At 58.5% G+C, this 12,304-nt stretch carries 7 protein-coding genes; 2 read left to right on the top strand and 5 right to left on the bottom strand.

What is annotated here, in order from left to right:
- Nucleotides 1–44 precede the first annotated feature (44 nt).
- The gene (locus J3U87_RS09970) at nt 45–1,154 is read right to left on the bottom strand and encodes an S-(hydroxymethyl)glutathione dehydrogenase/class III alcohol dehydrogenase (RefSeq protein WP_237382897.1); all 1,110 of its coding nucleotides are present in this window, start codon (nt 1,152–1,154) and stop codon (nt 45–47) included.
- Between the two features lie 498 nt (nt 1,155–1,652).
- On the opposite strand from J3U87_RS09970, the gene J3U87_RS09965 reads away from it, so the two are divergent.
- Nucleotides 1,653–2,417 (top strand): DUF5995 family protein, encoded by a 765-nt coding sequence (locus tag J3U87_RS09965; RefSeq protein WP_237382896.1) that lies wholly within the window; start codon nt 1,653–1,655, stop codon nt 2,415–2,417.
- A 286-nt stretch (nt 2,418–2,703) separates the two neighbouring features.
- The gene (locus tag J3U87_RS09960) at nt 2,704–4,161 is read left to right on the top strand and encodes a beta/gamma crystallin-related protein (protein WP_237382895.1); all 1,458 of its coding nucleotides are present in this window, start codon (nt 2,704–2,706) and stop codon (nt 4,159–4,161) included.
- A 40-nt stretch (nt 4,162–4,201) separates the two neighbouring features.
- Here J3U87_RS09960 and J3U87_RS09955 read toward each other — a convergent pair whose 3' ends face one another.
- From J3U87_RS09955 to J3U87_RS09940, 4 genes are all read right to left on the bottom strand, one after another.
- Nucleotides 4,202–5,293, bottom strand: a complete 1,092-nt coding sequence (locus J3U87_RS09955) for a hypothetical protein (RefSeq protein ID WP_237382894.1) — start codon at nt 5,291–5,293, stop codon at nt 4,202–4,204.
- A gap of 503 nt (nt 5,294–5,796) precedes the next feature.
- Nucleotides 5,797–5,946, bottom strand: coding sequence for a hypothetical protein (locus J3U87_RS09950; RefSeq protein ID WP_237382893.1), 150 nt, complete (start codon nt 5,944–5,946; stop codon nt 5,797–5,799).
- A gap of 327 nt (nt 5,947–6,273) precedes the next feature.
- Nucleotides 6,274–7,581, bottom strand: a complete 1,308-nt coding sequence (locus J3U87_RS09945; RefSeq protein ID WP_237382892.1) for an HlyD family secretion protein — start codon at nt 7,579–7,581, stop codon at nt 6,274–6,276.
- Between the two features lie 117 nt (nt 7,582–7,698).
- Nucleotides 7,699–9,897 carry a peptidase domain-containing ABC transporter gene (locus J3U87_RS09940; protein WP_237382891.1) on the bottom strand — a complete coding sequence of 733 codons (2,199 nt, stop codon included), beginning with the start codon at nt 9,895–9,897 and terminating at the stop codon, nt 7,699–7,701.
- Nucleotides 9,898–12,304: the final 2,407 nt, after the last annotated feature.

The following is a 12,304-nucleotide window of genomic DNA, read 5'->3' as shown; positions in this document are numbered from 1 at the left end:
CCACGCGCGTTTCTCGATGGGCACGAAACTGTCCCATCCGATTGTCAGAATTGGATGACAGATCGTATGCTTTCGCCTTCGTGCATGAGATGGAACGCGTGGTTGATGTCTTCCAGGCCCATCACGTGGGTGACGAACTCGTCGACCTTGATCTCGCCGTCCATGTAGCGATCCACGTAACCGGGCAATTGGCTGCGGCCCTTGACGCCCCCGAACGCCGAGCCGCGCCACACGCGACCGGTGACAAGCTGGAACGGCCGGGTGGCGATCTCCTGGCCCGCACCGGCGACCCCGATGATGGTGCTCTCGCCCCAGCCCTTGTGGCAGCACTCGAGCGCGGCGCGCATCAGGTTCACGTTGCCGACCGCTTCGAAGCTGTAGTCGACGCCGCCCTTGGTGAGATCGACGATCACGTTCTGGATCGGTTGGTCGTATTCCTTGGGATTGACGCAGTCGGTGGCGCCCAACTGTTTGGCGAACTCGAACTTGTCGGGATTGATGTCGACGGCGATGATGCGGCCGGCCTTGGCCATCACCGCGCCCTGAATGACACTCAGGCCGACGCCGCCCAGACCGAACACGGCGACCGTGGAACCGGGCGTGACTTTCGCCGTGTTGAGCACCGCGCCGATGCCGGTGGTGATGCCGCAGCCCAGGAGGCAGACTTTTTCGAGCGGGGCGTCCTTGCGGATCTTGGCCACGGCGATTTCAGGCAGGACCGTGTACTCGGAAAAGGTGGAGGTACCCATGAAATGGTAGATGGGTTTGCCTTTTTTGCTGAAGCGGGAAGTGCTGTCGGGCATCAGGCCGCGTCCCTGGGTGGCCCGAATCGCCTGGCACAGGTTGGTCTTGTCGGAAGTGCAGAACGAACAGGTGCGGCACTCGGGCGTGTAGAGCGGGATCACGTGGTCGCCGGGTTTCAGCGACGTCACGTCCGGCCCCACTTCCACCACGATGGCCCCGCCTTCGTGACCGAGAATCGAGGGAAACAGGCCCTCGGGATCGGCGCCGGAAAGGGTATAGGCATCCGTGTGACAAACGCCGGTGGCCACGATGCGCAGCAACACCTCGCCGGATTTGGGACCTTCCAATTCGATTTCTTCAATTTCTAGCGGTTTGTTGGCCTCCCAGGCCACCGCTGCGCGAGTTTTCATGTTCGACTCCTCTAGGAAAATCGGGAAACCTCGATGCTCGACGACATGGATAGCGGCCGCTTCGGTCTCGATGATCCACGATGAACGCGGTGGAATCCCAAGGGAATCCACCTCCGGGTGCGACCTCCGAATACGGCATCGATGGTAGGGGCGGGAACCGGCCCCGAGCCGTGGGAAGACGAGGTCGCGAACGAGAGATCATCGCGGGCTGCCGGGCCTGACCGGAACCCGAACGGGCGCGAAAACTGAGATCGGGGTTTCCACATGGGTTAAGCCGACTCTAGCCCCGACGGGGTGCCCTGTCAAGCCGGCTCGCCGAGGGGTTGGGAGTCGGGGCGGACAGCTTCAAAAAGCGGTTGGACGGCGTGCGCTTCGGCGCTAGGATGAAACGAGATCTCGTCATTCATCGAAGCCGGATCCGAATCGTGTCGCGCACCGCGATGATCGTGTGTGATGAACGATCGGCCCTCGCCGGCAACGATGCCAGGAGGCATGGTCATGCGAGCCCGGAACGTCGCCGAAGTGCTCGAACAATTGGAGAAAATCGTCTTGCACACCAAGGAAACGGCGAGCCCGCTCGGCTATTTTGCCGCAACCTATCGTCAAGTGACTCTCAAGATCCAGGAAGGCATCGTCTCGGGCTCCTTCGAGGACGGACCGCGCATGGACCGGTTCGCCGCCGCCGTCACCGGCCGCTTCCTCGAGGCCTACGCGTCCTGGCGTCAGCGGGAACCGATGGCCCGGAGCTGGCGGGTGGCCTTCGCCGCGGCGGGCGACGACGCGCCCAAATCCACGATTCTCCAACATCTACTGTTGGGCATGAACGCACATATCAACCTGGACCTGGGCGTGACGGTCGCCGACGTGTTCTCCGGCGCCGCGGTGGAAGCGTTTCAGGGCGACTTCGGCGCCCTCAACGACATCCTGGAAGGCACGGTCGGCGCGTTGCAATCCGTATTGGGCAAGGCCTCGCCGTTGCTCGATGTATTGGATCGCGTAGGTGGTCGCAGCGACGAGGTCATGATCGATTTCAGCATGCGGGAGGCGCGTGCCATGGCCTGGCATGTGGCCCAATTGTTGGACGCCCTGTCCCCGAATCACCGCGATTCGGTCGTGCGCATGCAGGATAAACTGGTTGCCCAAATCGGAGCCCGCATCGCCCGGCCAGGCGGCCTGATCGGTAAGACTGCCGAGGTGATCGCGCTTTCCGAGAGCTTTCCGATCGCCGAGGTCATCGACGCCATCGACACCTTTTCGTCTTGATTGGCCGGGAACTTGCCCGTCGCCCCGTAATAGGCCGTAAGTGCCGACGTGATTCCGACTCACGTTTGGGGCGTTCACCTTCTTCTCGTCCCCAACCCCTTTCCCGCCGAACCCCTGCACTCACCTTTCACTTTCAGAGTTCCTATCGGGCTCGAGGTCGTCGATCGATTCGATATCAACATTCAGGAGGATCACCATGGCATCGTGCAACGTTACAACCGGCCCATGCGATTTCACCAAAGGCCCGCACGGGCGGGCTTTTTCAGGCCGGCTTTTCTGGTGTATCTTGTTTTTTTCGGGCCTGCCGCTCTGGGCGGCGGGCAATGTGGTGCTTTTTGAACACGCCGATTTTCGGGGCAGAAGCGAGATCGTCAACGAAGATCGCAATAATTTGAAGGGCAGCGTGGTCGGTAACGACCGCGTCAGCTCGATCCGCGTGCCGCCGGGTTTCAAGGTGACGCTCTACGCGGACAGCGGCTATCGCGGGAAGTTCGTGGTGCTCTACGAGGATGAACGGGACCTCGGCCGCACCGGCCTGGGCAACGATCGGGCTTCTTCCGTTCGCGTCGAGCGCGTCGATGGCCGGCCCCCGCCCGTCATTTTCTACACCCTGCCCAACTTCCGCGGCAAGAGCGAGCGGTTCTACGAGGGCCGCACCAACATGCGCGACACCTTTTTGGGCAACGATTCGGTCTCCAGCGTTCGCATTCCGCGCGGGATGACCGTCACGATCTATCGGGACAAGGACTACGGTGGAAAATCGGTGGTCCTCTACGACGACGTCGCCAATCTGGTGCGCACCTCGGTGGGCAACAAGAAAATGTCCTCCTTCCACATCGATACCGGCCGCAAGCCGGTCCGCGATCGTTTCGACAAGGTCGTCCTGTTCGACGACACCGGTTATTCGGGACGGCGGGAAGTCTTGTCGTTCGACGACCCCGATCTGACCGACAACACCATCGGCAACGATCGCCTGCGCTCGTTGCGCGTTCCCCCTGGCCACGTGGTCGTGCTCTACGAGCACAGCCACTATCGTGGCCGCAGTGAGGAATTTCACGCCAGCGATCCCAACTTGCGCGACAACGTCGTCGGTCTCGATCGGGCTTCCTCCATACGCATCCTGCACGAGGACGAGGTCTATCCGGAGCCGATCGAAGAAGTCGCCGACGGTGTGGAACTGTTCGAACACAGCCGATTCCGCGGCAAACGCACCATTGCCTATGACGACATCCCCGATTTGCGTGCCACCGAAGTCGGCAACGACCAACTCAGCTCGGTCCGCGTTCCGCGCGGATTTCGCGTTCTCCTCTATCCCCACGTCAACTATGGCGGCCGACCGCTGACTCTCTCCCACAGTGACGAAGATCTCAGCGGCAGCCGTGTCGGCAACGACCGGGTATCCTCGGTCAGGGTCGAGCGCCTGGGCGGTGTCCGCGTTGGCGCCGTCGTCGACCGACCGGGTCCTCCCCCCGCCGCAACCGGGGTGATCCTGTTTTCGAAGCCGAATTTCCAGGGGTTCGAGGCGATCGTTCACGGCGACGTGGAGGATCTCTCCAAACACGTGTTCGGAAACGACAAGCTCAGCTCGATCAAGGTGCCGCGCGGCTACCGGGTGACGCTGTTCAAGCACAGTAACTTCCGCGGCAAGAGCGAGGTCTTCGAGAGCAACGATCGCAACCTGCGCAACAACCACATCGGCCTCAACGAGGCCAGTTCGATTCGGGTCGAGTGGATCGGAAGATGATTCGCGCGGTGTCGCCGGTCCATAGGCACCGGCGGCACCGTCAGCCGTCAGCCTGCAGCAGGCCGTTCTGGTACAGCGTCACGACGAGGGCGTGATCCAGTTCGATGCCCAGTTGGGTTTCGGCCAGGCTGACCACCTCTTCCGTACTGCGGACGCCGTCGAACAGGTCCAAAACATCCATGACCAGGCGAGGCATGGCGATGAAGCCGTTGATGCTGTCGATGAGGATTCGATCGCCGTCCAAAGGCTTGCTGTCGATGGCCCCGCGACGACACAACCGTGTCGGTAGCTCGGGCTCGATGACTTGGCGGCGCCTGGCCTCCAGGGTTTCCCGACCGAGCTGGCCGCGGAACCCCATCAGGTTTTGAAAGCGGTCCGGGGTCAGCTTGCGAACCTCCTCGAAACAGGCCAGGTAGAGCTGCTCCTCGCGGTTCGCCCAAGTACCCCAGGTCTTGGCGTAGGCCACCTCGTCCGCGGTCTCCTCCAGATCGAAAAGGCTCAAACGGGGTTTTTCTTCGTGGTCGGCCAGAGGATTCTCGGCCAGTCGCTCGGCATCGTATCCCTGGCGGTGGAGGGCGTAGGCCGACAGCACCGCCTGGGCCTCGCTCAGGTAGCCTTTCACTTCCTTCCACAGCTTCTTGCCGTCGCTGCCCGCCACGAACTTGCAGAAGAAGGTGGAACACACCGCGTTGCGGTACTTCCAGATGGTGCAGTTGTTGTGGGTTCGATGGTAATAGGGACAGAGCAGGCTGCTGGCCCGCCCGAAGGCCTTGTTGTCGGCGTGATTGTAGATGAGGTGGTAACTCTTGGGCGGCAACACCCCGAACGGTGTGACGCCCACCCGCGATCGAATGCGTTCACGCACGCGGTCGCGACCTTCTTCCAGCGCCGGATCACCGTCGGCCAACAGCGCACCCACCAGGTAGTTGGGCAGATCCGGAAAAAAGGTGCAGCATTTGAGATTCGGCAGAAAATACCTGGCGGATCGCGGCGTCGAACCGTCGGCGGCGACACACATGGCGCAGTTGTCACAGGTGGCCAGCGACTCGCGCGGGATCGGGTCCGTAAAGATCTCCGGGAGAAAGGCGCGGTAGAGAGCGGGAAGCTCACTGGAAATGCTGTGTTCGGTCATGCGTCCTTCCGATGCGTTCGTTGAAGAAACCATAGGGCCCATGTGCGGACGGGTCGATGTGCCGATCGCGCGAAATACCCGAGACAGGGCGCGGGACGAAGGCGGGGCCGGCTATCAGGACCAGAAATTCGCGTTCTAGAATCATATTAATGTAGCATTAATATGTCATAAACCCGAACGCTTGTTTTCTTAATGGGGATGGCACGAAAAAAAGGCGGTGCCTTGGGCACCGCCTTAGCGATAGTGAACATCGTATGTGATATTCCCGTGAAACCGGCTTATTAAGTAATGTAAAAAACAGCGTGGCACTAATTTTTTAATGGTCGAATTCGAGCGGGTTTCGCTTTCCTACGCCGTGACGCGCGCTGCCTCCGGTGTAAACCTATGGGGAAGAACCTCTTCGTGGCTGAATGCCGTTGCTCCCTAATATTCCCTTACGTCAAGTGGCCCACTTCCTAGTTTTCCAGCGGGAACCAGGCCGATAGAAGGGCTCGAGGACCGTCTTACTTGACCTTCACTTTCTTTTTGCTCGCTTCGTCGTTCGGATCGTCGTTGGTATTCGCGGTACCGTTGCCGCCGGCGATGAAGCGAAGATCGGACTTGGAAAGTTTGATCAGTTTGGGTTGCGCGGTTGCGCTCGGGTTGATGCTCATTGCATGGTCTCCTTGTGGCTTTGAATGAGTAATGAATCACCAAAAGTGTATTGAAGCAGAACCCTGAAGGGAGCCTTCAATATATTAGGAATCAATCTAGGGCAAATCCGGTTGCATTGTGCAACCTAAAGCAAGGGCGATTATGCCAGATTAAAAAATGTTTTTCAATGGGTTTATTATGAGAAATTGCGGTGTGGTGTTTGAAGATTATGTGATCGGGGTCAGTATTTAAAATAAAATTAGGAAAAAAGTGTATCTAACCTAAGAAACCGTGTTTTGAGTTCTGGGCTTCCATAGGTGTCGTTCGATTTTTCGCCTGTTGTGTTTTTAGCGCAGTAATCGATCGCTTTCTTGATGCAGACCCTCGAAAACAAGCCCCCAAAAGTGGCGATTGTCCACTTGAATCACCAACTCGCCAGTCATACCGATCTTGAGCAACTCAGCGAGTTTGCCGTGATCCGTTAGCCTGACTTCGAATGGGAAGGCACCGGTTTCGTCGGGTGCCAAGCTCAGGTGCTGAATGGTCCCCTTCACAAAACCCCATCGATAGTGGGGAAAGGTGTCGACTTTGACAATCAGGTTCATGCCAGGCCGGACATGCCCGATGTCATGCGGTGGGATCTTAGCATAAGCATACAAATCTGCCGAGTTTTTTAGCAGTTTCAGTGCGATAAGTCCCTCGCCCACTTCGCGTTGGCCGTCGAAGACGAAGCTGACGGTGCTGGCCTGGGGGGCGAGCAGGACGAGCGTACCGTCGGATATTCGGGTGGGTCCGTAGTGCAGGCGCAGGTTTTCTTCGGCGTTTTCGAGCGTCTGGGTGAGCTCGCGTCGTTTGATTTCTCGATCCTGGCAGAGCAGGTCGAGTTGGGTGCGCGTCCGGTCCAGACGAACTTGTAGCGCGCGCAGGTCGAGGCCCTGGAGGTGCCAATCGCGTTGGCTTTCCAGCTTGGCCTGGGCCAGGTCGGCCGCGGTGGTGCGCACGCGGGTCGCGGCATCCAGGTAGTCTTCCTTGGCGATCAGGGCGTCCTTGTCGAGTTGGGCGCGGGCCTCGGCTCGGGATTTCGCCAGGCGAGACTGGTCCTGTAGTTTGCGCAGCCGTTCGCCACTGGCCAGGCGGTCCTGGGCGCGTTGCAGTTCCAGCCGTTCGATGGCCGTTTCCAGGTCGCGGATGTCCAGATGCAGCAGGTCCTGGCGAATCTCGTAGTCGTGAACCTTCTCGCGCAGGAAGAGGTCGAGATCCCGTTCGGCGCGGCGGTAAGCCGCGATCAGGGTGGCGATTTCCGGGGAGCTGAGGCGAATCAGCGGCGCGCCCCCGTCCACCTGTTGGCCGGGTCGGACCATGGTCTCCTCGAGGTAGACCGGATCCGGAAAACGGTAGATGGTCTCGGGCGTGGCGCTCTTCAGCACGGTCGTGTAGCGCAATTCGCGGGGAATGCGGACGAGGAACCCGGTGATGACCAGGAAAAAGAGAAAGAACAGGGCGATGGAAGGCACGAAGCGGTGCAGGTTGGCGCGCAGGTCCAGCAGCGGAATGTCTTCTTCCTCGTAGAGGCTCTGGTATTGGTGCGGGGCCAGGCCGTCCATGTCGTCGTTGGGAGTGGGCTCCTCGACCTGACCGTGTTCGGGTTCGCTCATGGTGTGCTCCCGACCGGGGCTGGCGCGGTTTCGCGTTGGGTTTTGATCATTGTAGCACCGGCGTTTTGCGGCGAACGTGACGGCGGGAAGGTTCCTTCGCTCGAGGTCGTTCGCCGATTAGAAGTCGACGTAGGTCTTGATGAAATCGTAATAGAGGCCGCGATGGTCGATCAGCGCGTGGTGAGAGCCCTGCTCGATCAGTTGGCCCTTGTCCAGAACCAGGATGCGGTCCATGTTTTTCAAGGTGTTCAGGCGGTGGGCGATCGTGAGGATGGTTCGACCGCGGAAGTGTTTGGTGAGGTTGGCCATGATCGTCGCCTCGGAGGTCACGTCCAGGAAGCTGCTGGCCTCGTCCAGAAAAATGACGTCGGGGTTCTGCAGGAACAGGCGGGCGAATCCGATCTTGAGTCGTTGTCCGCCCGAGAGGTTGGAGCCCGATTCGCCGATCATGTGGTTGTACCCCAGGTACAGTTGGCTGATGAACTCGTGGATGTCGGCCAGTTTGGCGGCCTCGATGACTTCTTCCATGCTTGCATCGGGGTTGCCGTAGAGGATGTTCTCCTTGATGGTTCCCGAGAAGAAATACTGGTCCTGGGGGATCATGCAGATGGCGCGGCGCAACACGCCCGGGTGGATGTCGCGCAATTCGACGCCGTTGACCATGATGCTGCCCTCGTATTCCGAATACATCTTGACCAACAGCTTCAGGAGCGTCGATTTGCCCGATCCGTTGCGACCGACGATGCCCACCCGCTCGCCGTAGGGAATGCGCAGGCTGAGATCGCTGAGCACCGCCTCCGGTTCGCCGGGCATGTAACGGAACGTCAGGTTGTGTAGCTCGATATCGGGCTTGACCACCTGTTTGTGTTGCACCAGCAGATCGGCCCGTTCGCCTTCTTCCAGCAACACGTCGTTCAGCTTGGTGAAGGTGACCGAAGCTTCCGTGACCATGAACCAGAGGGAGGAGACGCTGTCCAGGGAGATCATGATCATGCCGAAAATGGTGATGAACGCGACGTACTGACCGATGGTGATGTGGCCGTCGAAGGCCAGGTAGGCGCCGTACCAGTAGATCGTGAGACGACCGAACAGGTTGAGGCTGGTCAACATGGCGTTCATCTTCAGATAGGTTCGCTCGGAGGCCAGGACCTTGTTGAGCGTGCGCCGGTATTGGCTGCGCCACTTCCAGAACTTGATGCGCTCCAGGCTCATCAGCTTGACCGTCTGGATACCCAGTAGCGTATCCAAGAAACCGCCCATGCTCTTGAGGTTCTCGTGGAAGATCTTGTCCTCGAGACGTCGCAGGATGGGGGTGTAGACCAAGGTCACGGCCAGATAGAGCGCGATGATGAGCGAGGCGAGCATGGCCAGGGTGGTGTTGTAGAGATACAGCGCGATCAGGAAGTTGATCGAGAACAGGAAGTCCACGAACGATTGCAGCACCGAAGCCGAGAAAAGGCCGCGGATCTTGAGGTTCTCGTGGAAGCGATTGATGAAGTCCTCGCGCTTGTGGGCGTCGAAGTAGGAGATCTTCAGCCGAATGAAGTGGTAAAAGAACTTGCTGAAAAAATTGAGTTCGAACTGGACCTTGAACTGGGCCAGCAGCAGGTTCTGGATGTAACTCAGGCCGACGCGCAGGGTGAACACGGCCACCAGCCCGGCCAGGATGGCGAACAGCAGCTTGCGGTTCTGGTGGACCAGCACCTGGTCGAGGATGGTTTGGGTGAAGAACGGCAGCACCAGACCCAGCATCTGGAGCACGAAACTGGTGATCAGCACCGCCAGGATGACGCCGCGAAAGGGTTTGAGCGTATCCCAGTAGAAGTGGCGGAAGACACTGCGCGAGCGTTTTTGCGTGCGTTGCAGGATCTCCTGGACATCCGCGTCCTGAAAGAGGTCCGGTCGCGGCTTGAGCGTCAACACCACGCCGTTGCACTTCTCGTAGTATTCCTTTTTGGTCAGGGTCTGTTTGCCGAACGCCGGATCCGCGATGCGGATGTGGTCTTCCTTGACGCGGTAGATCACCACGAAATGGTTGCCCTCGTAGTGGGCGATACACGGCAGCGGAATCTCGCGCAGCAATTCGAAATGCTGCAGGTGGTAGCCGTCGGCCTCGAAACCGAATCGTTCCGCGACCTCACTCAGGTGATAGAGCGTGGTGCCGCTGGCGCCGACCGCGGTCATTTCCCGCAGGGGCTGCTGAATGTTCTTCAAGCCATGGTACTTGAAGATCATGGAGAGACAGGCCGAGCCGCATTCGGTGAGGTCCCGCTGGAGCACGAGCGGGAAGGAGCGGCGTTTGGTGAATCCGAACATAAGGGGAGGTTCCGACGAGGGGCCGACCCTGCGCGGAAATCGATGTCCGAGGATGGATCGATCCGGCAAACGCCGACGCCGTGGTGGGGGTGAATCCTGAATAGCCCATTTTAGCGAAACCTGGCCCTTTGGGCCGACTTTCGCGGCTCCTGGAGGAGCGGGGCGGAGGCAGGAGAGGCTGCCTCAAAACGGGCAGAACCTTACCGCGAAATGGTGGCGCGGGCAAGCCGGAATCCGGGAATGGTGGGAAAAGGCCCGCAATGGTCGTGGCTCGGGGTGATCGACATCGCCATGACGGCGTTTGAAGAGGGATTCTTCAAGTAATGGGGCCGCGTGTCCGATTCCATTTCCGAGATCTTATTTGAAACTAGCTCCTTCTTCATCGTTTCTCCTAATTTCGAAGATACGATGCTCCTGTACCGATGAAGTGCTTTTGTGATACGCGTCAAAAATCGATGCTTGATCACATTTCGCTGCCTTCTCTGTAAACGGGACATGCGATATAGTGCTTTTTCTTTGTGGGCAGGCCTTATAGGGCTTGGCGCCCAAGGAATTTTCCCATGAGCCGATGGGTTTTGTGACGATTGACACACTGCGGCGACGGTGAGAGAATTTCCAGGTAAGGAAAAAGACTCTATAACTTCAAAAATGTGTAAAAGTCGATTCTTTTGGCTGGTAGACTGTATCTCAAAGCCTCGTGACCTTACTGATATGAATGTCTGTGAAACGATCGTAGTGGTATTTGTAAAGAGGTTAGTTCTATGCAAGGCTCCTGTGATTCTCGGGACAATCAAAAGAAAGGACCGGAAACAACCGTCAATCAGGCCGCCCGAATCGAATCCGAATCCGATTTGATCGGCTATCGCAACAGCGTGCTCGGCATGTTGGTTGCCTCACGACCCCGCCCTGAATTGGAAAAAGTGCTTGCGGCATCGCGCAAGCGAAAGGCAACCTGCGGTTAAGAGGTAGGTTGTTCGACCAGGGAAGGACCGTCCCCAATCCCTCGCGGCCTTCTCGTTCCCTTACCTTTATATATATGATCAAATCGAGATGCCGAACGATTCTCGTTCGTCGAAGGGCCATTGCTGGCAGAGCCCGTGATCCTAGAGAGGAACCAGGCCTGTAGGTGGAGCAGCCTGCTCCACCAATCGAAGTTAGTCATCTCGGAGTTCCAGTATCCCCGAGAGACTAGCCATTGCAGTAGGTTGGCCCGCTGGGCCGACACTTCGAAGTAGCTCAAACAGAGAGTTCCCGGATCCGAAAGAGTGTTGTAAAGCCTGTAGGTGGAGCAGCTTGCTCCACCAATCGAAGTTAGTCATTCAGGAGTTCCAGTATCGCCGAGAGACTAGCCATTGCAGTAGGCTGGCCCGCTGGGCCGACGCTTCGAAGTCGTTATGCATACGACATGACCGCAAGCCAAAGAGCGGAGCGTCGAGGTCCACTCATCCCCGTTCATCGAAGAGCGAGCGTACAAGGAGCCAGCGTGCGGAGAGATTCGTTGGGCCTGTAGGCTGGCCCGCTGGGCCGACACTTCGAAGTGACCAAGGTACGCATCGACACTCTTTTCGAAGAGCGACGCCGTCGCGGTAGTATGTGCCTCTCAAAACATTCGAAATCACCGGGTTTGCGTGACATCGGCGAATCCAACCGACGGGCTTAACGCCCCTGATGGACTTACCTGGCGCGGCGACTCTCTTTCGAGGCGGGCATTCCCCAGTTGCCTTGCTTCGAGTTTGGCGTATCAAGGAGGTCTCGTGCTTCGCTCTTCGAACTCAACGACCCATCGAGACCGGCGTCACTTCGATTGGTTGAGCAAGCTGAGAGCGTGTGAAAACATGGCTCGCGTATATTGTTTTTTGGATAATCGAATTGAATTTAGAGGACTTACCCAATGCAGCCAAACCGAATTCAGTCCATTTTCGACGTTTTCACACAGCCTCAAGCTGCTCAACCTACTGGCCTTATGCCCCTCTCGCGATGCGGGGGCTTTGAACTTGGCGACTTCGAATCGGGGGCGCGAGGGAGATTTCGTGCTCCGCTCTTTGGCTCAATTGATTGTCGTTACACGAGTTGCTTCGATTGGTTGAGCAAGCTGCTCAACCTACAGGCCTTACGTCGCTCTCACGATGCGGGAACCTTGGACCTTAAGGCTTTCGATGGGGGTCGTGAGGGAATTGAGCGGCTTCGCTCTTTGGCGCAATTGATTGCTGTTGCTTGGGTTGCTTCGACATGTCGGCCCAGCGGGTTTACCGCCCCTGCCCAACCTACTGCCACGACGCCTCTCTCTTCAGACGGGGACTTCGAACATCTTGGCTACGGCCGGGTATGGCGTATCGCGTGGTCGACTTCATTGTGTCGACCTGTTTATGGAGCCGCACGCGACCATCCCCGACAGGTCAAGCTGGCT

Origin of the sequence: Sulfidibacter corallicola (assembly GCF_017498545.1) — a bacterium.
Taxonomy (GTDB): Bacteria; Acidobacteriota; Holophagae; order Acanthopleuribacterales; family Acanthopleuribacteraceae; genus Sulfidibacter; species Sulfidibacter corallicola.
This window is presented reverse-complemented; position numbering and strand designations above follow the sequence as displayed.

Coding starts and splice junctions, on each gene's coding strand:
- J3U87_RS09955 (WP_237382894.1), bottom strand. CDS start 5,293: ATGACCGAACACAGCATTTCCAGTGAGCTTCCCGCTCTCTACCGCGCC.
- J3U87_RS09965 (WP_237382896.1), top strand. CDS start 1,653: ATGCGAGCCCGGAACGTCGCCGAAGTGCTCGAACAATTGGAGAAAATC.
- J3U87_RS09950 (WP_237382893.1), bottom strand. CDS start 5,946: ATGAGCATCAACCCGAGCGCAACCGCGCAACCCAAACTGATCAAACTT.
- J3U87_RS09940 (WP_237382891.1), bottom strand. CDS start 9,897: ATGTTCGGATTCACCAAACGCCGCTCCTTCCCGCTCGTGCTCCAGCGG.
- J3U87_RS09970 (WP_237382897.1), bottom strand. CDS start 1,154: ATGAAAACTCGCGCAGCGGTGGCCTGGGAGGCCAACAAACCGCTAGAA.
- J3U87_RS09945 (WP_237382892.1), bottom strand. CDS start 7,581: ATGAGCGAACCCGAACACGGTCAGGTCGAGGAGCCCACTCCCAACGAC.